Source organism: Zhengella sedimenti, assembly GCF_046506625.1.
Classification (GTDB): Bacteria; Pseudomonadota; Alphaproteobacteria; order Rhizobiales; family Rhizobiaceae; genus Zhengella; species Zhengella sedimenti.
Genome location: NZ_JBKFFP010000004.1, coordinates 98,690 through 123,972 on the forward strand (window position 1 = coordinate 98,690; position 25,283 = coordinate 123,972).

Below are 25,283 nucleotides of genomic sequence, written 5' to 3' on the forward strand. Positions count from 1 at the left end.
CTCAGTCCTCGGCGCGCAGGACGATCGCGTCCTTGCGACGGAAGCCGATGGGCACCGGCTGGCCGGGCGCCAGCGCAGGTCCGTCCCCGGCATTGGTGACGTGAAGCGTGACGGGATGGCCGCCGGCGCGCATCAAAAGGTTCAGGAAAGGCCCTTCAAGGTCGCGGCGTTCCAGTTGAGCTTCCACCCGGTTTTCGAGGCCGGCGGCCGCACCGTTCAGCGCCAGCGCCATGCGTTCCGGGCGTATGAACAAATGGGCGTTGTCGCCGCGCTTCAGGCCATGCCTGTTGATGCCGGACAACCGTCCGAGCGGAGTCTCGATCAGGGCTGTTTCATTGTCGGTTTCGACGACTGTGCCGGAGAAGCGGTTCTGTTCGCCGACGAAGGTGGCCGCGAAAGCGGTCGATGGGGCGTTGTAGATTTCCTCGGCATCGCCGACCTGCTCGATGCGTCCCCGGTTCATCACGGCGACACGGTCCGACATGGTCAGCGCCTCGCCCTGGTCATGGGTGATGTAGATGAAGGTGACGCCGGTCTTGCGCTGGATGTCCTTGAGTTCCGCGCGCATGTGCTGGCGCAGCTTCAGGTCGAGCGCGGAAAGCGGCTCGTCGAGCAGCAGGACAGCCGGTTCGACGGCAAGCGCTCGTGCCACGGCGACGCGCTGGCGCTGGCCCCCGGACAATTCGCCCGGCTTCTTGCCGCCCTGGCCGTCGAGGGCGACGAGGGACAGGAGTTCGTCCGCGCGCCGCCGGCGCTCGGTTTTCGCCATGCCGCGGGCTTCGAGACCGAAGGCGACGTTCTCCCGGACGGTCATGAGCGGGAACAGGGCGAGGTTCTGGAAGATGAGTGCCGTGGGGCGATGGTTCGGGCCGATGCCCTCCATCGGCCTGCCACCGATTGCAACCGATCCCGTGGTCGGATCGAGAAAGCCCGAAATCATCCGCAGGATCGTGGTCTTGCCGCAACCCGAAGGGCCGAGAATGGAAAAGAACTCACCGGCCCGGATCGTCAGGTCCGTGGGTTCCACGGCAACGAATCCGTTTGGATAGCGCATCGAGACGCCGTTCAGGGTGACATCCTGTCCATGCATGGAGCATCTCCGCAAGCCGGTGAAAGGAGAGGGCGCGGGCGCCCTCTCCGGAGCCATCGCCGGTCAGGCGTTGGTGATCTTGTCGACATATTCCTGGCGCAGCGGGGCAAACCAGGGCGTATCGGCCTGCCACCACCAAAGGTTGGCAAGGTTCTCGGCGTTGTAGACCTCGTTGAACTGCTTCTTGTACTCGTCGCCGGCAAAGTCGGCGGCCCCGGCAACGGCGGAGTTGTAGCTGGTGTTCTTCGACATCATGCCACCCATTTCCGGCGTCATCAGCGCGTTGATGAAGGCATAGGCCTGTTCGATGTTCTCGGCGCCGGAGGGAACGCCGACGGAATCCATCCAGGTGATTCCGCCTTCCTTCGGCATGCGATACTTCCAGGCCGCGTCCTCACGGTTGAGCAGCAGTCCGGTCGTATCCCAAGTCTGGCCGATCTTTGCGCCGGCCTGCTTGAAGGCGTTGGTGGCTTCGGTGGCATTGTTCCAGAAGGCCGCGATCTTGTCCTTGTTGTCGATGACGAAGCGGGCGCAGGCGTCCCAGACGCGGCGGGCGTCGTCTTCGGACTTGTAGACATCGAGCATGCGGTCCGACTTCACCTCGCCCTTGGCATCGAGATAGAGGCCGACACCCATGATCACCGATTTCTGCCGGAAGGCCGACTTTCCGGCGGCTTCCGGCATCCAGAGCGAGCCATAGGACACGTCGCCATCGGCGATCGGCATGTCGGCGCTGTTGAAGGTGATCGCCTCGGTACCCCAGTTGAACGGCATCAGCATGCGCTTGCCGCGATAGGTGCCGCCCAGCTTGACGGAATCATTGACCATGGACTGGATCAGGTTGCCGGCATTGACGAGCTTGCCCTCGTCGAGTTCTGTCAGCAGGCCGTCGGGGTAGTAGTTGTTGCCGTTGGTGATCGACGGGAAGATCACGTCGAAGCCCTTGCCGCCGGCGGCCTTGAGCTTCTGCTCCGCCTCGTCGTTGGAGCCGTAGGTCGAGAGGTTGATCTTGATGCCGGTGTCCTTTTCGAACTTCTCGATCTGGTTGGCCTGGATGTAGTCGCCCCAGGCAAAGACATTGACCTGGCCGGAGGAGGCCAGGGCATCGGTAGCCCTGAGAATGGCGGGCGCAGCGACGAAGGCCGTTGTGGCCACGGTGGACTTGAGAAGCGAACGGCGCGAAAGCATGGGCAAACTCCTGGGCGGTTTTGCGTGAAATCCGGTTTGGGTGGACGGCGGCAAGAAATCCGCTCCACCACGATCCCGTTAGTTCGCGATTGCTACAGATGCCTGACAGTTTTACGACAGTTCCGTGTCAGGATGCCTTTGCCGGCCTGACCTTATGTGGTGGGTGGCAACCGCACCTCCCGCATCAACCCGTGCACCTTGAAGACGTGCTTGGCGATATCCAGACCCACTGAGAAACCCACCTTGCGAACCACATTGCGCGAGACTTTCAGGTCCCGGCAAATCGCCTTGATCGCCTTCTTCTTCATGAAATGGGAACGACGTATCTTCGCAAGCGTCTCCACAACCAGCATGTGGGCGACGATGTGCGCATCGAACATGAAGTCGTTTTACGGGAAGAGGCCGCCATCCGTTCGGGCGGCGGCCCGCATCGGGTCACTGCGACAGGCGCAGGCGAGTCAGGTTCAGCGCGATCTCCTGGAAGACCTCGTCGAGCTTGCCGGTGCTGGCGGCGTCATAGAAATTGGCCGGGCTGCTCGCGCAGCGCTTCATCAGGTTCTTCGCCGAAATCGGCACCTGCGTTCCATAGGTCACCGTATAGACCTCGATGCCCTGCTGGCGGCTGTAGTTGCAGGCCTGCTGGGTCCAGCTGTCCGCGCGCGCGGTGCTGGTGCCGTTGTGGTCGGCGGAAACGGGAAAGTTGGGCGCGCGCGTGTTCTCGCCATCGGTCATCACGACCATGATCTTGCGGACGACGGCATCCGTGGTGACCGGATCTGCGCCTTCCGTGAACGGCGCCACCGGGGAAAGGACGCGAAGGCCCCACATGACCCCATCGGCGATATAGGTCATGCCGCTGGCGTTCATGTTGTCGATCTTGGCCAGCACGTCAGCGCGGGTGCCGGACAACGGAAGCAGCGGTTTCGGGCAGGTGGCGTTCATGATGCCGGGAAAACGCTCGGACGGCGTGTCGTCGGTCAGGGCAAGCTTGTCGCTGGCGCTGCCGCGCGAACCCGCACAACCGCGCCAGACCTGGCTTCCGGTGTCGGCGGGAACGTCCATCCAGGCCGCATTGCGGTTGCTGGTTCCGACATTGACATATTGGGCGAAGGGCACCACGCCGACCTTCACCGAGACCGTCGGCTTGACCGCATCGAAAAGCGTGTTGGTGAAATTGGTCGCCGCGACCTTCAGCCCGCCGATCTTTCCCTGCGAGGCCATGGACCCGGTATTGTCGAGAACCAGCGCGACCTCGATACGCGTATCAGGCGAGATGAACGCCGCTGACCGGACGTCCATGTCGTAGTCCTGGTTGACGACCGCGCTCATGATGAGCGGTGAATAGGTAATCCGCGTGTCGAGCTTGACCTCATTGTCCTCGAAGCCATACCCGGTGACGACAAGACCGTCGAAATCGCCGTTGGCGGCAAGGAAGTCGTTGATCTCCGAGACCGGCGGCAAGGCCTTGTTCAGCTCGTAGTAGCGGGCAGCATAGAGCGTTGCGGCATCCGAGGCATTCTGCAGCTCTCCGCGCAGGCGCAGCATGTTGTTGTAGTCGACCGTGAAGGCCACCGCGGCAAGCAGGGGCACCGCCATGACGGCGAACATCATCGAGAAGTTGCCTTCGTCGCGATCACGGAGGAAGCGGGCAAGGGCACCGGGAAACGCTGGCATGGCAGGCCTGTCCTTGGATGATTGATAGCGCATCCAAAAACACTAAAAAACAAACATCTAAATTCCGCTAAGACGTTTGGTTTACGGCCCACTTCCCGCCATGAAACAAGTTTAGCGAAACCGGAACCACCCGGATATGCGCATGCCCATCGCCGGTGATGGACCCCGGCCGGTGGCGCGGGCGCTACTCCGCGGTCATGACCTCGACGTCCTGGTTCTGTCCGGCGACAACCGTGAAATCCCGCTGGTAGATGCGGTCGCGGTTCTTGGCCACGATGACATACTTGCCCTCCGCCAGGACCATGGAGGCGAAGGCACCGACATTCTCGCGCACGATGTCGCCGGCTTCCGTCATCACGACCCAGGACGTGTCGGCGATGGCTTCGCCGCCGCGCTCGCGTACAAGTTTCAGCGTGAGTTGGGCGGCACGGTGTTCCACCACGGCCTCGGTCAGCTTGCCCGATTCCACGCGGATGTCGGAACGGATCACCGCGTTGACGGAGCCATAGGTGGAGACGACATGATAGGTCCCCGCATTCAGGCGCACCACCGTTCCGGGTTTCACATCGGGGATGATCAGGGCCCGGTCGCCGTTCTCGTCTTCCTTGACGTCGTAGATGGAGAATTTGAGCTTCTGGGCCGGAATCCGGACGCCGCCCGACAGCATGGCGTTGAGTTTCAGCCCGCCGGCATCGAGAACGAGCGTTTCCGCTCGCGTTTCGCCCGGATTGACCGTCACGCGCTTGGTCGCTCCCGCGCGGCCGAACGCGGCGTGGACGAGATAGGACCCAGGCGCCAGGTCGAACCCGGCGCTGCCGCCCTGGGCGCTGGCGACGAGCGGCAACTGTCCGTCATCGCCGGGCGTGGGAAGAAAGACCCGCCAGACCATGCCGCGCGGGATCGGTTCGGAGCCTTCCACGAGGGTGGCGGCGAGTGTGAGGCGGCCGGCCCGGACAGCCAGCGGTCCGGAATCGGGCGCGGGGGCATAGGCACGGATGCCGGGCAGGCTGATCGGTGGCAGATCGGGGCCGGTGGCGTTCTGCGCCGACGCTGCCGGCATCATCCATGCGATAGCGGCGAGGGCCAGCAAGCCCGCGCGAATCCGGTCCAGACGGTGTGTCCATGCGCTCATGGCTTGCCATCAAGCCCAAGGCGGTGGCAATTTCAAGGCCGAAAAGCCGCCCGCGGCTCCAGCCTGTGGCCATTCCGGCCGACATTGCCATGCACAAGTGAGGACCGGGTATTGAATGCACTTGCAGACTATTTGCTGACGCGCCAGTCGCCGGCGATCCCCATGCTCAAGGAGCCCGGACCGGGGCCGGAGGAAATCGAGACGATGATCCGGATCGCCGCCCGCGTTCCGGACCACGGAAAACTGCAGCCCTGGCGGTTCATTCTCTACCGGGGCGAGGCGCGCCACCGCGTTGGCGAACTGCTTGCCTCGCGGCTGGAGGAACGCGACGGTCCTCTGTCGCCGGGCGCGCGGGAAAAGGAACTGGAGCGCTTCTCGCGGGCGCCGTTGGTCGTCGGCGTGATTTCATGTCCGCGCGAAAGCGACAAGATACCGCAATGGGAAATGTTCCTGTCCGCGGGCGCGGCCTGCATGAACCTCGTCCATGCCGCCCATGCGCTGGGATACGGTGCCAACTGGATCACCAACTGGTATTCGGAGGACGGCGAGGCGCGGCGTCTTCTGGGCCTGAAGCCCGGCGAGCGTGTTGCCGGGTTCGTTCACATCGGCACGGTCGAGGGAAGCCGTCCGGACCGGCCGCGCCCTGAACCGGGCGATGTCATGAGCGACTATGCCGGACCGGAGGAAGCATGATGTTCTACCAGCCCGCCAAAGGCCATGGCCTGCCGCATGATCCGTTCAAGGCCATCGTCGCGCCCAGGCCGATCGGCTGGATCTCGACCCGCTCGAAGGACGGCAGCCTCAACCTGGCACCCTATTCCTTCTTCAATGCCATCTCGACCCATCCCCATCTCCTGTTCTTCTCGTCGGAAGGCGAGAAGGACAGCGTGCGCAATGCCCGCGAGACAGGCGAGTTCGTCTGCAACCTGGTCTCCGCCGACCTGTTCGAGCAGATGAACAAGAGTTCGGTGGATGCACCGCGCGGCACGTCCGAATTCGACTATGCCGGCCTGACGCCAACCGGTTCGCGGCTGGTGCGCACGCCGCGGGTGGCCGAGGCCCATGCCGCGCTGGAATGCCGCGTGACCGACATCCAGGAGCCGCGCGGACTGGAAGGCCGCATGGCCGGCGTCTTCCTGGTGTTCGGCGAGGTGGTCGGCGTCCATATCGACGAATCGATCATGACCGACGGCCTTGTCGACATCGTGAAGGCCGGTACGGTCTCAAGGCTCGGCTACATGGACTACGCAAAGGTGACCGGGATCTTTTCGGCGCGGCGGCCGCGCTGGGAGTGATCGATCCCGCCCGGAAGGGCAGGGCAGGCTTGCCTTTCGCGCTGCAATGCATTATGGCGCGACCATTCCACACACGGGCTTCGGGCCTGACCGGGAGAAATCCGGTCCGGTCCTCCGGTGCCGGCACACGCCGTCATTGCCCGTGGAGGTTCAACCGGAAAGGATAGACGCAGATGTCTCTGCCTGATTTCTCCATGCGCCAGCTTCTGGAAGCCGGCGTCCACTTTGGTCACCAGACCCACCGCTGGAACCCGAAGATGTCGAGCTACATCTTCGGCGCCCGCAACAACATCCACATCATCGACCTCTCGCAGACGGTGCCGCTGCTGCACCAGGCGCTCAAGGCGGTGTCCGACACCGTGGCCGGCGGCGGCCGCGTGCTGTTCGTCGGCACCAAGCGCCAGGCTTCCGATCTGGTCGCCGACGCTGCCAAGCGGTCCGCGCAGTATTACGTGAATTCCCGCTGGCTCGGCGGCATGCTGACCAACTGGAAGACGATCTCGAACTCCATCCAGCGCCTGCGCAAGCTCGAGGAACTGCTGGCCGGCGAAGCCCAGGGCTTCACCAAGAAGGAGCGCCTGAACCTCGAGCGCGAGCGCGACAAGCTCGACCGCGCGCTCGGCGGCATCAAGGACATGGGTTCCACGCCGGACCTGATGTTCGTGATCGACACCAACAAGGAAGCCATCGCCATCCAGGAAGCCAAGCGCCTTGGCATCCCGGTCGTCGCGATCCTCGATTCCAACTGCGACCCTGACCTCGTCGATTACCCGATCCCGGGCAATGACGACGCCGCCCGCGCCATCTCGCTCTATTGCGACCTGATCGCGCGCGCCGCCATCGACGGCATCGCGCGTCAGCAGGGTTCCATGGGTGTCGACCTTGGCGCTTCGGAAGAAGCACCGGCCGAGCCGGCTCTCGGCGATACGGGCGCACAAGCCGCCCCGGGCGCCGAAGGCGAAGCCTGATTGGCGGTCATGTGACGGCGGCTGTCATGCCGCCGTCACGCGCCGTACCGTATTCCAGCCGGACGCGGGCGATTTCCGCGTCCATTTTCCGGCGCATCGCGGCGGCATCGATGCCGGTGTGATGCGCCCTCGCATTTCGACATGACGAGGCGACTTATGACGATTACCGCTGCAATGGTGAAGGAACTGCGCGAGAAGACCGGCGCAGGCATGATGGACTGCAAGACCGCGCTCAACGAAACGGCCGGCGACATGGAAGCCGCCGTCGACTGGCTGCGCGCCAAGGGCATTGCCAAGGCCGACAAGAAGGCCGGCCGCACTGCCGCCGAGGGCCTTGTCGGCATCGCTTCCGACGGCCCGTCGGCCGTCGTGGTGGAGGTCAACTCCGAAACCGACTTCGTGGCTCGCAACGAGGCCTTCCAGGAACTGGTCGCCGGCATCGCGAAGACGGCTCTTGGGACCGACGGTTCCGTCGATGCCGTCGGCGCGGCCACCTATCCGGCCTCCGGCAAGTCTGTCGCCGACACCGTGAAGGACGCTGTCGGCACGATCGGCGAGAACCTGACGCTTCGCCGTTCCGCCAAGCTGTCGGTCGGCAAGGGCGCGGTTGCGACCTATGTCCACAACTCGGTTGCCGAGGGTCTCGGCAAGCTGGCCGTGCTCGTCGGCATCGAGACGGACGGCGACGCGGAAAAGGCAGCGGCCTTTGCCCGCCAGGTGGCGATGCACGTTGCCGCGACCAATCCGCTGGCGCTGACGGACTCGGAAGTGGACGCCGATGTGGCGGCGCGTGAAAAGGCGATCTTCATCGAGCAGGCCCGCGAATCGGGCAAGCCGGACAACATCATCGAGAAGATGGTGGAAGGCCGCATGCGCAAGTTCTACGAGGAAGTCGTCCTCCTGAAGCAGGCCTTCGTCATGAACCCCGACCTGACGGTCGAGAAGGCGCTTGCCGAAGCCGTCAAGGAAATCGGCGCGCCGGCGAAACTGACCGGTTTCGTGCGGTTTGCCGTGGGTGAGGGCGTCGAAAAGGAAGAAACCGATTTCGCCGCCGAAGTGGCGGCCGCCGCCAAGGGCTGATGCCCGGCCGGCCTGTTCGGCAGAAAAATGCGATGGGGCGCTGCGTGACAACGCGGCGCCCTTCGTGTATCCGCATCCCCGTTCCGCCAGCATCAGCAAGGGAAAATCCATGACGTCCGAGCCCATCTACCGCCGTGTTCTTCTCAAGGCCTCGGGAGAGGCATTGATGGGCGGGCAGGGGTTCGGCATCGACGTCTCGGTCGTCGACCGGATCGCCGCCGACATCGCCGAAGCCCGCGCGATGGGGGTCGAGGTCGGTATCGTGATCGGAGGCGGCAACATTTTCCGTGGCGTCGCCGTGGCCTCGAAAGGCGGCGACCGGGTAACCGGCGACCACATGGGCATGCTCGCCACCGTCATCAATTCCCTGGCGCTGAGAACCTCTCTCGTCAAGCTTGGCATTGACGCCGTCGTGCTCTCCGCCATCGCCATGCCGGAATTGTGCGAGAGTTTTTCGCAGCGCCAGGCCACTGCCTACATGAATGCCGGCAAGGTCGTCATCTTCGCCGGCGGCACCGGAAACCCATTCTTCACCACCGATTCAGCCGCTGCGCTGCGCGCCGCCGAGATCGGTGCCGACGCCCTGTTCAAGGGCACGCAGGTCGATGGCATCTATTCGGCCGATCCCAAGAAGGATCCGCAAGCCGAGCGCTTCGAGCAGATCACGCATGACGAGGTCATCTCGCGCGGGCTGAACGTGATGGACACCGCCGCGATCGCGCTTGCGCGTGAGAACAACATTCCGATAATCGTCTATTCCATTCATGAAAAAGGCGGATTCGGCGAAATTCTGCGTGGCAATGGCCGTTGTACGGTCGTGCGCGATTCCTGAAGCGGACGCGCGTCCCGTTGGCCGAACTGGAGGATTGAAAGCATGAGCAACGGCATCGACATGAAAGATCTTGAGCGCCGCATGGAGGGCGCGGTCAACGCCTTCAAGAACGACCTGGCGTCGATCCGCACCGGGCGCGCTTCGTCCAACCTGCTCGACGCGATCACCGTCGAAGCCTATGGCTCGGCCATGCCGATCAACCAGGTCGCCACCGTCTCGGTTCCCGAACCGCGCATGATCTCGGTGTCGGTCTGGGACAAGACCATGGTCGGCGCCGTCGACCGGGCGATCCGCGAATCCAATCTGGGCTTCAATCCGATCATGGACGGCACGACGCTGCGTATTCCTGTTCCCGAACTCAATGAGGAACGCCGCAAGGAACTGGTAAAGATTTCCCATCAGTATGCCGAGCAGGCGCGTATCGCCGCCAGGCACGTTCGCCGCGACGGCATGGACCACCTCAAGAAGGCCGAAAAGGATGGCGATATCAGCCAGGATGAGCACCGCGCATTGTCCGACCGGGTCCAGAAACTGACCGACGACACCATTGCGCGCATCGACAAGCTCGGCCATGAAAAGGAAGCCGAGATCATGCAGGTTTGAGCCGCGCCGGCGCGCGCGGCCACCGATCGCGAGGACCGGGGCACGTCATGTCACAACCCGCCCATGTGGCGATCATCATGGATGGCAATGGCCGCTGGGCCGAACAGCGGCACCTGCCGCGCAGCGCCGGCCACAAGGCCGGCGTGGACGCCTTGCGCCGGACCGTGCGCGCCGCCGGCGACATGGGCTTGGACTATCTGACGGTCTACGCCTTTTCCTCGGAGAACTGGTCGCGCCCGCCAGGCGAGGTCACCGATCTGCTCGGGCTGTTCCGTCTGTTCGTGCGCCGCGACCTGGCCGAACTCCACGCCAACGGCGTGCGCGTTCGCATGATCGGCGACCGGGAAGGCCTGGCCCGCGATCTCGTCGCGCTGATCGACGAGGCGGAAGTGCTGACCCGCGACAATACCGGGCTGACGCTGGTCATCGCGTTCAACTACGGCGCCCGCGATGAGATCACCCGGGCGATGCAGCAGATCGCCGAACGCGTGGAGCGCGGCGAGATCGCTGCCTGCGACGTCAGCGCGGACATGATTTCCGGCCATCTCGATACCGCCGGCATGCCCGATCCGGACCTCCTCATCCGCACGAGCGGCGAGCTGCGCCTCTCCAACTTCATGCTCTGGCAGTCCGCTTACGCCGAGTTCCTGTTTCCCGACTGCTACTGGCCGGATTTCTCGGAACGTCACCTTCGCGAAGCCGTCGAGGCGTTCGCGGCACGTGACCGCCGCTTCGGCGGCTTGCGGCAACAGGATATCGCCTAGTGAGCAATCTGCGTCAGCGCGTCATCTCGGCACTCATCCTGGCGGCCATCGTCCTGACGCTGACCTGGCTGGGCGGAATCTGGTTCCGCTTCGTCGCTGCGGTCATCGGCGTGGCGGTGATGCACGAATGGCTTTCCATGCATCGCGACAGGCTGCACCCCATGGTTCGCGCCATGGCATGGGCCGCCATCGCGGCCGTGGCCGCGGCAATCCTCGCCGACGTTCCGGCGGCCTGGACCGGCCTTCTGATCGCGGGCGCCGGTTTCATCCTGCTCGCGCTGGGCATCCTGCGCGGTCAGGGCGGCATCGGTGCGCTCGGCTTTGTCTATGCGGCGGCACCAGCCTTGGTGCTTGCCAAGCTGCGCGGTGCCGACCCTTCCGGGCTGACGGCTATTCTGTTCCTCTTTGCCGTGGTCTGGGGCACCGATATCGCGGCCTATTTCTGCGGCCGGGCGCTGGGCGGGCCGAAGCTTGCCCCGTCCATTTCGCCGGGCAAGACCATTTCCGGCGCGATTGGCGGCGCGGCCGGCGGCGTGGCTGCCGGCATCGGCGTGATGGCCCTGACCGGCGGCATGGCGGGCGCCGGCGCATGGACGGTGCCGCTCCTTGCCGTGGCCATGTCCGTCGTTTCGCAAGGCGGCGACCTGTTCGAATCCGCGATCAAGCGCAAGGCCGGCGTGAAGGACAGCTCGAACCTCATACCCGGTCACGGAGGCGTGATGGACCGCGTTGACGCACTTGTCATCGCCGCCATCCTTCTCTACCTCTTCTGCGTCGTCACCGGGGGGGCGGATTCTCCGGCATCGGGGGTTTTTCCCGCTTTTGGATGGCGTTAGAAACGCTGCCATCGTGTTGCCTCGCTCGCGGCCGAGTGTGCGGGATCGGGAACGCCTAGCGTAGGGAAGAATACGTGTCGGATCTTCTGACTTCACTTGCCGGAACGGATGGCATCCTGCTGGGCGTGATCGTCCCGTTCCTGTTCGTTCTTGTCATCGTCGTCTTCGTGCACGAGATGGGGCACTATCTGGTCGGCCGCTGGTGCGGCATCGCCGCGAAGTCCTTTTCCATCGGGTTCGGACCCGAGATCGCAGGCTTTACCGACCGCCATGGCACGCGCTGGAAACTGTCGCTCATTCCGCTTGGCGGATACGTCAAGTTCCTCGGCGACATGACGGTCACGAGTTCCACCGCGGACGAAGGCGAACTGGAAGGCCTCACGCAAGCCGAGCGCAGCCGCGCCTTTCATCTGCAGCCCGTCTGGAAGCGCTTCCTCACCGTGCTGGCGGGCCCGGTGTTCAATTTCATCCTCACCATCATCGTCTTTGCGGTCATGTTTGCCACCAGCGGCCGCTACGAGATGGATGCGGTTGTCGGCGAACTGGTTGCCGACGGTCCGGCGGCCGCGGCAGGTTTCGAGCCTGGCGACAGGTTCGTGTCCATGGATGGTGTTCCGGTCACCGACTTCACGGATATCCAGCGCTATGTCCCGACCCAGGCGGGCGAGCCGATCCGCTTCGTTGTCGAGCGCAACGGCGAGCAGGTGGAATTGACTGTCACGCCGGAGCAGGTGGAACAGACCGATCCGCTCGGCAACCGGATCACCCGCTACCTGATCGGCATCCAGGCCGACACATCGCCGAATGCGACCCGCCATATCGAACTCGGCCCGCTCGAATCGCTCGGCCACGCCGTCAGTGAAACCGGCTACATCATCGTCGCGACCGGTCAATTCATGAAACGTCTTGTCATGGGACGTGAAGACCGATGCCAGCTTGGCGGGCCGGTGAAGATCGCCGACATGGCGGGCAAGGCGGCTGCCAAGGGCTTCGTCTGGCTGGTGCAACTGATCGCCATGCTGTCGGTCGGAATAGGAATTCTCAATCTGTTGCCCATTCCGCCTCTTGATGGCGGCCACCTGATGTTCTACGCCATCGAGGCGGTGAAGGGGCGGCCTGTCTCGGAAGCGGCCCTTGAGTCGGTTTACAAGGGCGGGTTTCTGGTCGTGCTTTTGTTCATGGGGTTCGTTTTCTGGAACGACCTCGTTGCGTGCAGGATGTAGAGTGGGAGGTTCCCGGGCAACGGCGATTTAGCGATTGTTTACCATGGTTGCAGTCGGGCGTGGCGTTAAAGCCACGGTGGCGGACTTAGTAAACACAATTTAACCGCCAGCCTTGCTTGTGTTGAAAATCCGGGTATTACGGTGTGGAGCAAGCGCCGGAAATTGCCCGGTATTCTCGCCAGGGGACTTCGAGAAACAAGGTAATTGAACCTGATGAAGGCATCATCCCATTTCAAGAGCGCCGTTTCCGCGGTAGCGCTGTCCGCCGGTCTTGCTGTGACCGGGTCGGTCGCACTGCAGGTCGCGACGGTGGCCGAGGTTCACGCGGCCGTGGTGCGCGCGATCGACGTGCGAGGCAATACCCGCGTCGATGACGACACGATTCGCTCCTACATCGACATCAAGCCGGGCCGCAATTTCGGTGCCGCCGATATCGACGAGGCCGTGAAGCGGCTGTTTTCCACGGGCCTCTTTTCCGATGTCCGCATCAATCAGGTCGGGTCGACCCTCGTCGTCGAGGTCGCCGAGTACCAGGTCGTCAACCAGGTGCTCTTCCAGGGCAACAAGAAGATCAAGGACGAGCAGCTTGCCGCGCGCGTCCAGACTCAGCCGCGCAGCGGGTTCTCGCCGGCGACCCTCGAGATCGACGCCGACACCGTGCGTGAGTCCTACCGGCGGATCGGCCGCTCGGATGCTGTCGTCACCACGGAAGTGATCGATGTCGGCCAGAACCGGGTCAACGTCGTCTTCAACATCCAGGAAGGCGGCCGCACGAAGATCGCCAATATCGATTTCGTGGGCAACAATGCCTTTTCGGATCGGCGCCTGCGCGATGTCGTGTCCATCAAGCGGTCGAACTTCCTCTCCTTCCTCATGCGCGACGACGTCTATGACGAGAACAAGCTGCGCGCCGACGAGGAAGCCCTTCGCCGCTTCTACTACAATCGCGGCTATGCGGACTTCCGTGTGATTTCCGCCGACGCGACGCTCGACGAGACAGAGAACGAGTACCGCATCACTTTCACCATCGACGAGGGCGAGCGGTACACGTTCGGCGACGTGCAGATCGAGAGCACGATCCCGGGTGTTGATACCGAGCAGCTCAAGCGTGTCGTTGAGACCGACAGCGGCGATGTCTACAGCGCCAAGAATGTCGAGGACAGCATTGTCGGGCTGACCGAGAACGTGGCCGGTGAGGGCTATGCCTTTGCGCAGGTCACCCCGCGCGGTGACCGTGATTTCACCAACCGCACCATTTCGGTCGTCTACACGGTCGACCAGGGTCCCAGGACCTATGTCGAGCGCATCGAGATCCGCGGCAATGATCGCACCCGCGATTACGTCATCCGCCGCGAATTCGACATCGCCGAGGGTGACGCCTTCAACCAGGTGCTTCTCCAGCGCGCCAAGCGCCGCCTCGAGGATCTGGACTATTTCGACTCCGTCAACATCTCGACCCAGCAGGGTTCGGAGGGCGACCAGGTCGTCATCGTCGTTGACGTCAAGGAGAAGTCGACCGGTGAATTCTCCATCGGCGGCGGTTATGTGACCGGCGGCGAGAATCCCGGACCCAAGGTCGAGCTTTCCATCGCGGAGCGCAACTTCCTCGGCCGTGGCCAGTTCATCCGCTTCTCCGCCGGTGGCGGACAGGATTCGCGTGACTACTCGGTGTCCTTCACCGAGCCGTATTTCCTCGGACGGCGCATTGCGGCCGGTTTCGACATTGCTCGCGAAACGACGGACGGCACCTTCTATGATACCGAGGTAACGCGGGGCACGGTGCGGTTCGGCTTACCGATCACTCATGCGCTGACGACGCAACTGGCCTACAACCTGTCCAGCGAACGCTACACGATGGACAAGCAGGCCAACACGGCGAACCTGCCGGCAACCGATCCCCTGTTCAACAGGCCGACCTATCGCGGTCTGCCCACCGATTGCGGCTCGGCCATACCGACAAACTGCCCGCTGCCGACAGCCACGCTTGACGCGATTGCCAACAGTCCGTGGGTCAAGTCCTCTGTCAGCGCCGCGTTGCTCTACAACACGATCGACGACATGAAGAACCCGCGCGACGGCATCTATGCCAAGTTCAGCGCGGAATATGCCGGCATTGGCGGCGATGCGCATTACATGCAGTTCACCGCGCGCGGACAATATTACAAGCAGTTGAACGAGGAACTGGATCTTGTCGGACTGCTGACCGCGGGCGCTGGTCATACCGCGCAGATCGGCAACAATCCGATCCGCCAGTTTGACCTGTTCAAGAATTCTGACCGGATGATCCGTGGTTTCGCCTACAACGGTTTCGGGCCTTACCAGAACATCGGCGGCGGCCTGATCGATCATATCGGCGGCACGACCTATTTCCACGGTTCGGCGGAACTCCAGTTCCCGATGCCGATCCTGCCGGAATCGCTGGGTATTCGCGGCGCGGTCTTCGCCGATGTGGCGACACTCTATGGTGTGCCGACCGGTGCTGCCTATGCCGGCGCGCTCGGAACAGGCATGGAATGGCGCGCTTCGGCCGGCGCCTCGCTCATCTGGCAGTCGCCGTTCGGTCCGCTGCGCGTCGATTATGCTGTTCCCTTCGTCAAGCAGACCGGGGACGAGATCGAGAACTTCAACTTCGGCATTTCGGGCCGCTTCTGACGCGGCCCGGCCTGTCGGTTCCTTGCTGAACCCGGCGCGGGTGCCAAAGGCATGACAGACATCGCCTTCTTTCACATGGCGCGTTCGCTGACTGTGGCTGACATGGCGTCCATGTGCGGCGCCCGGCTGGAGTCGAACGGTGGCAACCTGGATGCCGTCATTGGCGGGCTGGCTTCGGCGGACCGCTGCGGCGCCAGCGATCTCGCCTTTGTCGAGGGCCGGCGCAACCGGCATCTTCTCGACGGCATCGCCGCCGCCGCCGTGCTGGTCTCCGACGAACTCGTGGCGCACGTGCCTTCGGGCGTGGTTGCCCTTGTGGTGAAACAGCCGCATCGGGCCTTCGCCCAGGCCGGCCGTGCGCTCTATCCGTCCGCCGTCCGCCCGGAACCCGTGACCGGCGAGAATGGCATCTCGGCCAGGGCCTTCGTCCATGCCCAGGCAGCCCTTGAGCCGGGCGTGATCGTCGAGGCGGGGGCCGTCATCGGCGCCGGTGCGCAGATCGGGACAGGCACGGTCATCGGTCCGGGCGCTGTCGTCGGCCCCGGCTGCCGCATCGGCCGGGACTGTTTCGTCGGCCCGAACGCTTCGTTGATCGCTTCGCTGGTCGGCAACCGCGTGATCATCCATCCCGGTGTCCGGATCGGGCAGGACGGTTTCGGTTACATTCCCGGTCCCGCGGGCATGGAAAAGGTTCCCCAACTCGGCCGCGTTGTCGTGCAGGACGATGTCGAGATCGGCGCCAATACCACGATTGATCGCGGCGCGCTTGGCGATACCGTCATCGGCGAGGGCACCAAGATCGACAATCAGGTCCAGGTGGGGCACAACGTGAAGATCGGCCGCTGCTGCGCCATCGCCGCGCAATGCGGGATATCCGGGTCTGTCACGATCGGCAATTACGTCATGCTGGGTGGCCGCGCGGCCATTGCCGATCACCTGACACTCGGAGACGGGGCGCAACTGGGCGCCGCTTCAGGGCTCATGCATGACATGCCCGCCGGCGACAAATGGGTCGGCGCGCCAGCCATGCCGGCCAAGCGTTTTTTCCGCCAGATTGCAGCGCTGAAGGCCCTTTCCGAGGGACCTCGCAAGAAGGATGGTGACGATGAGTGAGACGACGACGCTGGAAACCTTCGACATCTTGCGCCTGATGAAACTTCTGCCTCACCGCTATCCGTTTCTGCTCATCGACCGGGTCATTGAGGTCGATGGCGACCGGTCGGCCATTGGCATCAAGAACGTGACCGCCAATGAGCCCCACTTCCAGGGTCATTTTCCGGCAGCGCCAGTGATGCCGGGCGTGTTGATCATCGAGGCAATGGCCCAGACAGCCGGCGCGATCTGCATCAATTCCGCCACGGGCACGGACGGTGACGCACCGAGCGTCGTCTATTTCCTGACCATCGACAATGCCAAGTTCCGCAAGCCGGTCGTTCCCGGAGACCGCCTTGAGATCCACGTGCTCAAGCAGAAGCAGCGCGGTTCGATCTGGAAGTTCGCCTGTGAGGCGAAGGTGGACGGCGCCAAGGTGGCGGAAGCTGTCATTTCCGCCATGATGACCGTTCCGGAACACGCGTGAGTGCCCGGCGTGGGTGAAATGCGCATTCATCCTTCGGCCGTCGTCGAGGAGGGCGCCCGGCTCGGGGAGGGCGTGATCGTCGGGCCGTTTTGCCATGTCGGTGCGAATGTCACCCTGGGCGACAATGTGGAACTGGTCAGCGGCGTCACCATCCTGGGCCATACCACGCTGGGACAGGGATGCAGGGTTTTTCCCGGCGCGGTTCTTGGCTGCGAGCCGCAGAACCATGCCCACAAGGGCGGGCCGACGACACTGGAAATCGGGCGCAATGCCACGATCCGTGAGGGCGTGACCATGCATACGGGGACCGATACGGCACGCGGGCGGACCACGGTCGGCGACGATTGCCATTTCCTGGCCTTTTCCCACGTCGCCCATGATTGCGATATCGGCAATCGCGTCACGCTCACCCAGGGCGCTGTCCTGGGCGGCCATTGCCAGGTTGGCGATGCAGCCATTCTTGGCGGCCTTGCCGCGGTGCACCAGTTTGTCCGGATCGGTCATCATGCCTTCGTCGGTGGCATGACCGGAGTCGAGCGCGACCTCATCCCCTACGGCATGGTCACGGGCAATCGTGCACGCTTGCGGGGGCTCAACATCGTCGGCATGCGCCGGTCCGGCATGGCGCGCGACGAGATCCGCTCCGTGCGCGCCGCATACAAGATGATCTTCGATCCCGCCACGCCCTTGCAGGACAATATCGAACGGGCCCGGCAGGCGTTTGCCGGCAGCGCGGCCGTGATGGATGTCATTGCGTTCATGACCAGCGACGCCCGGCGCAAGTTCGTCATGCCTCCGGTGAGCGGGCGCGGGGTGCCGGACGAAGCCGATGACGAATCATGAGACGGAACGGCCGGCGGTCCTGTCGGGCCGGAAAATCGCCATCGTCGCTGGAAGCGGCGCCTTGCCGGAAGTCCTGGCCGATGAACTCGAACGCGAGGGCAACAAGCCGGTCCTGATCGCCATCAAGGGCGAGGCGGACCGCTCCGTTCCCGCCCGTGCCGATGCCATACTCGATATCGAGGCGCTCGGCGGACTTCCCAAGCTGCTCAAGGGTCATGGTGTGCGCCATGTCGTGTTTGCCGGCGGTGTTTCGCGGCGGCCGAAATGGTACCGGATCCGGCTGACCTTCGGCCTGCTTCGCCTGCTGCCGCGCGGAATCCGGGCGCTTGGCGCGGGCGATGACGCGCTGTTGCGGATCGTCACGACCTTCATGGAGAACGAAGGCATCACGGTTGTCGGTGCACACGAGATCATGCCGCGCCTGCTATGCCCTGAGGGAACGCTCGGGGCCGTCACGCCCGGAAAGGACGACTGGACCGCCATTACCGCCGGTTTCAAGGCGGCGCGCGCCATCGGGGCGCTGGATATCGGTCAGGCCGCTGTCGCCTTCGGGCGTCGCGCCATCGCGCTTGAAGGGATCGAGGGGACCGAGGGCCTGCTGGAACGTACCCGGGACATGCGCAACCATGGCCGTCTCACAACCACACGCCGCGGTGTGCTGGTGAAATGCGCCAAGCCGGGCCAGGACGAGCGGGCCGATCTGCCGTCCATCGGGCCGCAGACCGTGATCAGTGCCCATGCCGCGGGCCTGTCCGGCATTGCGGTGGAGGCGGGACGCTCGCTTCTGCTGGAAGCCGGGCGTATCCGGGAGGAAGCCGACAGGCTGGGCCTTTACGTCGTCGGCGTGCGGGAGGACATGCTGTGAACCGGCCGATCCGCCTGGGCGTCGTTGCCGGCGAGGAGTCGGGCGATCTGCTGGCCGCCGATCTTGTCGATGCCTTGCGGCGCTTGACCGGACGCGACATCGAACTGACCGGTGTCGGCGGGGAACACCTCGCCGCACGCGGACTGAAAAGCCTGTTCAACCCCGGTGAAATCGCGCTGATGGGCTTTACCGCTGTGATCGCGCGGCTGCCCGGTCTCATCCGGCGGATCAGTCAGACCGCCGCCCATCTGGCTGCCGCGAAACCGGACCTGCTGCTCATCGTGGACAGTCCCGACTTCACCCATCGCGTCGCCCGCAAGCTGCGCGCGGCCTGTCCGGACGTGCCGGTTGTGGATTATGTCTGTCCGTCCGTCTGGGCATGGCGGCCCGCCCGCGCGCCCGCCATGACGGCCTATGTGGACCATGTGCTGTGCCTGTTGCCGTTCGAGCCGGAGACGCTGGAACGGCTCGGCGGGCCGGCGGCAACCTATGTCGGGCACAAGCTGGTGCGTGACGGAGGCCTGGAGCAGGCCTGGCAGGCCCGGCTTGAACGATCATTCGATCCGCGCAGTCCCGTGCTGTGCCTGTTGCCCGGCTCGCGCCGCTCGGAAGTGAAGTCGCTGCTGCCCTTCTTCGGCGAGACTGTCAGCGAACTGGCGAAACTGGGACCGGCGCCGGACCTGCTTCTGCCGACCGTTCCCCATGTGGAGGCCATGGTGCGCGACATGACGCGTGATTGGGACATCCGGCCTGAAATCGCGACGGGCGAGGATGCCCGGCGCGCCATGTTCGCCCGGACTGACGCTGCGCTGGCGGCATCGGGAACGGTGACGCTGGAACTGGCCCTTGCGGGCATCCCGCTGGTTTCCTGCTACCAGACCGACATGATCGCGCGTCTCCTGCGGCGTCTCATAACAGCCTGGTCGGCCTCGTTGCCGAACCTGATCGCCGGTTATCCGGTTGTGCCGGAGCTTTACGAGTTCATGCTGCGGCCAAACTATGCGGCGCGTCACCTTTCGGCGCTGTTGAGCGAGACGCCGTCGCGCAGTGCCCAGATCGCGGGCTTTGAAACGATCCGCGACCGGATGGCCACGGAGCGCCCTTCGGGCGAGATCGCGGCCGGTGTCGTCGCTTCCCTGATGGAACGCTGAACGGCGGCGGGACCGCTTCATCCGGGCAAGAAAAAAGCGCCCCGAAAGGCGCTTTTTCCGTCCCGTGTCTTGCCGCAGCTTCAGCGCTCGGTCACCGGCAGATAGTCGCGCTGCGCCGCACCGGTATAGAGCTGGCGCGGGCGTCCGATCTTCTGGCGCGGATCCTCGATCATTTCCTTCCACTGTGCAATCCAGCCGACGGTGCGGGCCACGGCGAAGAGGACGGTGAACATGTTGGTCGGGAAGCCCAGCGCCTTCAGCGTGATGCCGGAATAGAAGTCGATGTTCGGATAAAGCTTCTTCTCGATGAAGTACTCGTCCGTCAGCGCGATCCGCTCCAGTTCCATGGCCACGTCGAGCAGCGGATCGTCCTTGATGCCAAGTGTCTCAAGCACCTCGTGACAGGTCTTCTGCATGATCTTGGCGCGCGGATCGTAGTTCTTGTAGACGCGATGGCCGAAGCCCATCAGGCGGAACGGATCGTTCTTGTCCTTGGCCCGCGCGATGAACTCCGGAATGCGGTCCACAGAACCGATTTCCGAGAGCATGTTCAGCGCGGCCTCGTTGGCCCCGCCATGGGCCGGACCCCACAGGCAGGCAATGCCGGCAGCGATGCAGGCAAACGGATTGGCGCCCGACGAGCCGGCGAGGCGGACCGTCGAGGTGGACGCATTCTGCTCGTGGTCGGCATGAAGGATGAAGATGCGGTCCATGGCGCGCGCCAGCACCGGGTCGATCTTGTATTCCTCGCACGGCACCGCAAAGCACATGTGCAGGAAGTTGGAGGCGTAATCCAGATCGTTGCGCGGATAAACGAAGGGCTGGCCGATGTGGTACTTGTAGGCCATGGCCGCGATCGTCGGCATCTTGGCGATCATGCGCATCGAGGCGACCATGCGCTGGTGCGGATCGGAAATGTCCGTCGAGTCATGATAGAAGGCCGACATGGCGCCGATCACGCCGCACATGATGGCCATGGGATGGGCATCGCGGCGGAAGCCGGTGAAGAAGCGGCTCATCTGCTCATGCACCATGGTGTGGCGCGTGATGCGGTAGTGGAAGTCGTCGTTCTGCTCCTTGGTCGGCAGTTCGCCGTAGAGCAGCAGGTAGCAGGTTTCCATGAAGTCGCCGTGCTCGGCGAGCTGCTCGATCGGATAGCCGCGATGCAGCAGGATGCCTTCGTCACCGTCGATATAGGTGATCTTGGATTCGCAGCTTCCCGTGGACGTGTAACCCGGATCGTAGGTGAAATTGCCGGTCTTCGCGTAAAGCGCAGTGATGTCGATGACATCCGGCCCGATTGTCCCTGAATGGACCGGCAATTCGATCGTTTCGCCGCCTACTTCGAGTTTTGCGGTTTTCTCGTTCATTCAGGTCTCCTTTCGTGACGATCGACGCCAACAAACGATTTTGCATTGCAAAAATGTTGGCTGAGTAGCTATCCCATTTTAGACAGTCTGCCAAGCATGGCGGTCCCGTTTCCAGCCTTCCCAGCGTAAGCCTTTTGTCTTGCGGCGAAGGGCCTGAACCGGCCTCAAGGTCATGAAAAACAGGGCATTCACGCCGCCTGGTCGGCAATTCGCGCCAGGCTTTCCTCCCGGCCCAGCACGGCGAGCACGTCGAACACGCCGGGCGACGTTGCCCGTCCGGTCAGCGCCGCGCGCAGCGGCTGGGCCACCTTGCCGAGCTTGAGGTCCTTTTCCTCGGCGAACCGGCGAACGGCCGCCTCGGTGGTTTCCGCCGACCACGGATCGGCCTGTTCCAGCAGGGGCAGGATCCCGGTCAGCAGGACGCGCGCATCGGCGTCGAGAATGCCGGCGGCCTTCTCGTCCAGCGCCAGCGGCCGTTCATCGAAGATGAAGCCGGCGCCGTCGGCCAGTTCGTTGAGCGTCCTGGCGCGCTCCTTGAGCCCCGGCATGGCGGCCAGAAGCTGGGCCTTGCGTGTCTCGTCCAGTCTTGCCGCCAGAGCCGGCCCGGCAGGCAGGTGGGGCAGGGTATCCAGGAACACCGCCATCAGGTCGTCGGCATCCATGTTGCGCATGTGGACGCCGTTCAGCGCTTCCAGTTTCTTGAAGTCGAAACGGGCCGCGCCCTTGTTGATGTCGGCGATGTCGAACCAGGCGATCATGTTCTCCAGGCTCATCACCTCGTCGTCGCCATGGCTCCAGCCGAGTCGGACAAGGTAGTTCCGCATGGCGGACGGCAGGTAGCCCATCTCGCGATAGGCCTCCACGCCCAGCGCGCCGTGGCGCTTGGAAAGCTTGGCACCGTCCGGGCCGTGAATGAGCGGGATATGCGCCATCACCGGCACGTCCCAGCCCATGGCATCGTAGATGATGGTCTGGCGGGCGGCATTGGTCAGATGGTCGTCGCCGCGGATGATGTGGGTGACACCCATGTCGTGATCGTCCACCACCACCGCCAGCATGTAGGTTGGCGTGCCGTCGGAACGCAGGATGATGAAGTCGTCGAGATCCTTGTTGGGGAAGCGCACATCGCCCTGCACCTTGTCGGCGACCAGCGTCTCGCCGGAGAGCGGCGCCTTGATCCGCACGACCGGCGCGATGCCTTCCGGGGCTTGCGCGGCATCGCGGTCGCGCCAGGTGCCGTCATAGCGCGGCGGCCGGCCTTCGGCCCGGGCCTTCTCGCGCATTTCCGCCAGTTCTTCCTGCGAGCAATAGCAATAATAGGCCTTGCCCGCCTCGACGAGTGCATGGGCCACTTCGGCATGGCGCGCCGCGCGTGCGGCCTGCGACACCGGTTCGCCGTCCCAGCCGAGACCCAGCCAGGAGAGCCCGTCGAGGATCGCGGCCGTGGCGGCCTCGGTGGAGCGTTCCCGGTCGGTGTCCTCGATGCGAAGCAGCATCGTGCCGCCCGTATGGCGGGCATAAAGCCAGTTGAAAAGCGCGGTGCGCGCGCCGCCGATGTGCAGGTAGCCGGTGGGAGAGGGCGCAAAGCGGGTGACGACGGGTTTGGTCATGACAAGCCGGTCCGTTAGAATGGGAGCCCGGATGCCGGGGGGACAAGCGGGCTGGAAAAAACGTGCGCTCCATGTAGCATAGGGGCCGTGGGGCGCAAGTGCTGGCCGGAAGGCGCTGGCGGTTGGCCACGGGGGCGGACAAAGGGGTGAATGACGAACGGGCCATGTATGCGGCCCGTCCCCGTTTGCATGGCAACGGATTTTCGCCGCCCGTGGCGGCGCCGGAGGAAACGGGGAGCGCAACTCTTCCGGCAATCCGGCCGTCGACCCTGCCTGCAAGCCGGCCGCGCCGGGACGGGTGGCACAGGTGGCGAGACCGTCTCGTGCTTCCGGCCGTTGTCCGTTCCCTGCGCCACGACCTTGCTCTGGAGATCGATCGCGGCCTGATGTTCCTCGGCCTGCCGCTGGGCTTCGGGGCAGGCGCGGCCATCTATTTCGCTCTCCATGTGGAGCCGGACCTCTCCGCCCTCGTGTCGGGGGCGGCCGTCCTGTCGCTCTTTCTCTGGCTTGCGCGCGGGCGGGCGCGGCTGAGGCTGCTTCTCGCCGCGGTGCTAACGGTGATCTGCGGGATCACGGCTGCAAAGCTGGAAGCGGGACGCGGCGCCGCGGTCACCCTTGGCAGCGCCGTCACCACCACCCTGACCGGTCGCATTGCCATGGCGGAACGGTTGAGCGGCAAACGCATGCGGCTCATTGTCGAGACGGCCGGTTCAAGCCGGCCAAGCCTGCGATACCTGCCCGGGAAGGTTCGCATCACCACACGCGCCTCGGACCGGCTCCCGGAGGCCGGCGACGGTTTCCGCGCCCGCGTCCGGCTGATGCAACCGCCCGGACCGGTCCGGCCCGGCGGCTATGATTTCTCCTTCGAAAGCCATTTCGACGGCATCGGCGCCACCGGATTCGTCCTTGGCAGGCCCGAGATCGTCCGGCAGGCCGGCGCGGACGGGCTGCAGGCAGTGATCGCCCGGTTGCGTCATGCGCTGGCCGAACGGATCCGCACCCGCATCCCAGGCCAGAACGGGGAAATCGCGGTGGCCCTCGTGACCGGCCACAAGGGAAGCATCTCCGAGACCAACGCGGAGGCTTTGCGGACCAGCGGTCTGGCCCATATCCTCGCCATATCGGGTCTGCACATGGCCCTGGTCGCCGGAACTGTCGCAGGCGGATTGCGCGCCATCATGGCCGCCTTTCCCGGTTTCGCGGCCCGCCATCCCGTCCGCAAGCACGCCGCGCTTGCCGCGCTGCTGGCCGTGACCGGCTACCTCCTGATATCCGGAGGCGCCGTCGCCACGCGCCGAAGCTATGTGATGCTCGCTGTCATGCTGGTCGCGCTGTATGCCGACCGCATGGCGCTGACGATGCGCAACATCGCCATAGCGGCACTGGTCATCCTGGCGCTCAATCCGCACGAGATCGCCGGACCGGGGTTCCAGATGTCCTTTGCCGCAACCGCGGCGCTGGTCGCCGCCTATGCCGCTGTCCAGCAACACAGGATGGCCAGGCAGGCTGGCCGGCTGCAAGGTCCGGCGGGCTGGTTGTTGCGCTTCGCGGCAGCGTTGCTCTTCACATCGGCGATCGCCGGTGCCGCGACAGGTCTCTACGGCGCGTACCACTTCCAGCGTTATGCGCCGCTCGGGCCCGTAGCGAACCTGCTGGCCATGCCGGTGGTCTCGCTCGTTGTCATGCCGTCGGCGTTGGTCGCACATCTGCTGATCCCGTTCGATCTGGACGGCATCCTCTTCCGGCTGATGGGCGAGGGCATCGGCCTTGTCCTGCAGATCGCCCGCGCGGTATCCGCACGCACGGGCGCGGACGGCACCGGCATGCTGCCCGCCGCAACGCTCATCCTCGCCACGGCCGGGCTGGTCCTGCTGACGGTTCTCACGACCCGGCTGCGCCTTGCCGCCCTGCCGTTTTTCCTGGCCGCCATTCTGACCTACAAGGGCGCTGACGTGCCGGACGGATGGATCGCCGACGACGCAAAGACCTTGGCGCTGCGTGATGCCGGTGGGGCACTTGCCTTCAACCGCAATCGCATTTCCGGCTTCCTCCGGGAAAACTGGAGCCGGGCCGCGGGTGCCAAGGCGGTCCTTTCCGCCGAACGCCATTCAGGCGGAAACCTGACGGCACTGCTGGCGCAACCGCCAGCCGGAGACGGCACCGGTTTTATCTGCGATGAGCGGCTCTGTCTGGCAGCGGTGCGGGGCGGCTGGATCGTCCAGACCGGCGATCCCGGTGTCCTGCGCGAGGCCTGCGCGACTGCCCGCCTCATCCTTTACAGCAAGCCGTCCGGCGCACCGCGATGCACCGGCCGGCGCGCGGCCCTGGTCGTGACAGCGCGCGACCTCGCGCTGTCGGGATCGGCGGCGTTCCGGCTTCACCGCAAGGGCAGGGGCGTCACCGTCGAATACGCGATTTCGCGGCCTTACCGGCCCTGGCACAGCCACCGGCAATGGTCACGGGCGGCGCGGGGCCTGGACGAATGGAAACCAGATGACGACGGATGAAGGGGGCGGCTTGGGGGTGAA

Annotated in this window: 23 protein-coding genes; 16 read left to right on the top strand and 7 right to left on the bottom strand. The window is 64.4% G+C overall.

The window, feature by feature from the left end; translation table 11 throughout:
• Position 1: 1 nt before the first annotated feature.
• The 5 genes from ACLB6G_RS12465 to ACLB6G_RS12485 all read right to left on the bottom strand — a co-directional run bounded on the left by ACLB6G_RS12465 (position 2) and on the right by ACLB6G_RS12485 (position 5,084).
• Positions 2 to 1,090, bottom strand: a complete 1,089-nt coding sequence (locus tag ACLB6G_RS12465) for an ABC transporter ATP-binding protein (protein WP_410356513.1) — start codon at positions 1,088 to 1,090, stop codon at positions 2 to 4.
• 63 nt (positions 1,091 to 1,153) lie between these two features.
• Entirely contained in the window at positions 1,154 to 2,278 is a 1,125-nt protein-coding gene (locus ACLB6G_RS12470) for an extracellular solute-binding protein (protein ID WP_410356514.1), read from the bottom strand.
• A gap of 152 nt (positions 2,279 to 2,430) precedes the next feature.
• On the bottom strand, positions 2,431 to 2,658 hold the full coding sequence (locus ACLB6G_RS12475; RefSeq protein WP_410356807.1) for a hypothetical protein: 228 nt from the start codon (positions 2,656 to 2,658) through the stop codon (positions 2,431 to 2,433).
• 55 nt (positions 2,659 to 2,713) lie between these two features.
• A complete protein-coding gene (locus ACLB6G_RS12480; protein WP_410356515.1) occupies positions 2,714 to 3,952 on the bottom strand; it encodes a pilus assembly protein TadG-related protein in 1,239 nt (412 codons plus the stop codon).
• Between the two features lie 184 nt (positions 3,953 to 4,136).
• The gene (locus tag ACLB6G_RS12485; RefSeq protein WP_410356516.1) at positions 4,137 to 5,084 is read right to left on the bottom strand and encodes a hypothetical protein; all 948 of its coding nucleotides are present in this window, start codon (positions 5,082 to 5,084) and stop codon (positions 4,137 to 4,139) included.
• A 162-nt stretch (positions 5,085 to 5,246) separates the two neighbouring features.
• Here ACLB6G_RS12485 and ACLB6G_RS12490 point away from each other — a divergent pair, with 162 nt between their 5' ends.
• The 15 genes from ACLB6G_RS12490 to lpxB all read left to right on the top strand — a co-directional run bounded on the left by ACLB6G_RS12490 (position 5,247) and on the right by lpxB (position 19,775).
• On the top strand, positions 5,247 to 5,777 hold the full coding sequence (locus ACLB6G_RS12490) for a nitroreductase family protein (protein ID WP_410356791.1): 531 nt from the start codon (positions 5,247 to 5,249) through the stop codon (positions 5,775 to 5,777).
• A complete protein-coding gene (locus tag ACLB6G_RS12495) occupies positions 5,777 to 6,379 on the top strand; it encodes a flavin reductase family protein (RefSeq protein ID WP_410356792.1) in 603 nt (200 codons plus the stop codon). Before ACLB6G_RS12490 ends, ACLB6G_RS12495 begins: the two co-directional genes overlap by 1 nt.
• Positions 6,380 to 6,552: 173 nt before the next feature.
• Positions 6,553 to 7,347, top strand: coding sequence for a 30S ribosomal protein S2 (gene rpsB / locus ACLB6G_RS12500; RefSeq protein WP_410356517.1), 795 nt, complete (start codon positions 6,553 to 6,555; stop codon positions 7,345 to 7,347).
• Between the two features lie 156 nt (positions 7,348 to 7,503).
• On the top strand, positions 7,504 to 8,427 hold the full coding sequence (tsf, locus tag ACLB6G_RS12505) for a translation elongation factor Ts (protein WP_410356793.1): 924 nt from the start codon (positions 7,504 to 7,506) through the stop codon (positions 8,425 to 8,427).
• A 109-nt stretch (positions 8,428 to 8,536) separates the two neighbouring features.
• A complete protein-coding gene (gene pyrH, locus ACLB6G_RS12510; RefSeq protein ID WP_410356518.1) occupies positions 8,537 to 9,259 on the top strand; it encodes a UMP kinase in 723 nt (240 codons plus the stop codon).
• Positions 9,260 to 9,301: 42 nt separating this feature from the next.
• Entirely contained in the window at positions 9,302 to 9,862 is a 561-nt protein-coding gene (gene frr, locus ACLB6G_RS12515; RefSeq protein ID WP_410356519.1) for a ribosome recycling factor, read from the top strand.
• Between the two features lie 47 nt (positions 9,863 to 9,909).
• Complete coding sequence (locus ACLB6G_RS12520; RefSeq protein WP_410356520.1) at positions 9,910 to 10,626, top strand: isoprenyl transferase; 717 nt, start codon at positions 9,910 to 9,912, stop codon at positions 10,624 to 10,626.
• The gene (locus tag ACLB6G_RS12525; protein WP_410356521.1) at positions 10,626 to 11,462 is read left to right on the top strand and encodes a phosphatidate cytidylyltransferase; all 837 of its coding nucleotides are present in this window, start codon (positions 10,626 to 10,628) and stop codon (positions 11,460 to 11,462) included. The genes ACLB6G_RS12520 and ACLB6G_RS12525 overlap by 1 nt, the downstream gene beginning before the upstream one ends.
• Positions 11,463 to 11,536: 74 nt before the next feature.
• Complete coding sequence (rseP, locus tag ACLB6G_RS12530) at positions 11,537 to 12,685, top strand: RIP metalloprotease RseP (RefSeq protein WP_410356522.1); 1,149 nt, start codon at positions 11,537 to 11,539, stop codon at positions 12,683 to 12,685.
• A gap of 213 nt (positions 12,686 to 12,898) precedes the next feature.
• A complete protein-coding gene (bamA, locus tag ACLB6G_RS12535) occupies positions 12,899 to 15,337 on the top strand; it encodes an outer membrane protein assembly factor BamA (RefSeq protein ID WP_410356523.1) in 2,439 nt (812 codons plus the stop codon).
• A gap of 51 nt (positions 15,338 to 15,388) precedes the next feature.
• Entirely contained in the window at positions 15,389 to 16,450 is a 1,062-nt protein-coding gene (gene lpxD, locus ACLB6G_RS12540; RefSeq protein ID WP_410356524.1) for a UDP-3-O-(3-hydroxymyristoyl)glucosamine N-acyltransferase, read from the top strand.
• A complete protein-coding gene (fabZ, locus tag ACLB6G_RS12545; protein WP_410356525.1) occupies positions 16,443 to 16,916 on the top strand; it encodes a 3-hydroxyacyl-ACP dehydratase FabZ in 474 nt (157 codons plus the stop codon). The genes lpxD and fabZ overlap by 8 nt, the downstream gene beginning before the upstream one ends.
• A 9-nt stretch (positions 16,917 to 16,925) precedes the next feature.
• A complete protein-coding gene (gene lpxA, locus ACLB6G_RS12550; RefSeq protein WP_410356526.1) occupies positions 16,926 to 17,759 on the top strand; it encodes an acyl-ACP--UDP-N-acetylglucosamine O-acyltransferase in 834 nt (277 codons plus the stop codon).
• Positions 17,746 to 18,624 carry an LpxI family protein gene (locus tag ACLB6G_RS12555; RefSeq protein WP_410356527.1) on the top strand — a complete coding sequence of 293 codons (879 nt, stop codon included), beginning with the start codon at positions 17,746 to 17,748 and terminating at the stop codon, positions 18,622 to 18,624. Before lpxA ends, ACLB6G_RS12555 begins: the two co-directional genes overlap by 14 nt.
• On the top strand, positions 18,621 to 19,775 hold the full coding sequence (gene lpxB, locus ACLB6G_RS12560) for a lipid-A-disaccharide synthase (RefSeq protein WP_410356528.1): 1,155 nt from the start codon (positions 18,621 to 18,623) through the stop codon (positions 19,773 to 19,775). The genes ACLB6G_RS12555 and lpxB overlap by 4 nt, the downstream gene beginning before the upstream one ends.
• Before the next feature lie 80 nt (positions 19,776 to 19,855).
• Here lpxB and gltA read toward each other — a convergent pair whose 3' ends face one another.
• Together gltA and gltX are read right to left on the bottom strand one after the other, a co-directional pair.
• The gene (gene gltA / locus ACLB6G_RS12565) at positions 19,856 to 21,145 is read right to left on the bottom strand and encodes a citrate synthase (RefSeq protein ID WP_410356529.1); all 1,290 of its coding nucleotides are present in this window, start codon (positions 21,143 to 21,145) and stop codon (positions 19,856 to 19,858) included.
• Between the two features lie 188 nt (positions 21,146 to 21,333).
• Positions 21,334 to 22,755, bottom strand: coding sequence for a glutamate--tRNA ligase (gltX, locus tag ACLB6G_RS12570; RefSeq protein ID WP_410356530.1), 1,422 nt, complete (start codon positions 22,753 to 22,755; stop codon positions 21,334 to 21,336).
• A gap of 323 nt (positions 22,756 to 23,078) precedes the next feature.
• Here gltX and ACLB6G_RS12575 point away from each other — a divergent pair, with 323 nt between their 5' ends.
• Positions 23,079 to 25,262, top strand: coding sequence for a ComEC/Rec2 family competence protein (locus ACLB6G_RS12575; protein WP_410356531.1), 2,184 nt, complete (start codon positions 23,079 to 23,081; stop codon positions 25,260 to 25,262).
• Positions 25,263 to 25,283: the final 21 nt, after the last annotated feature.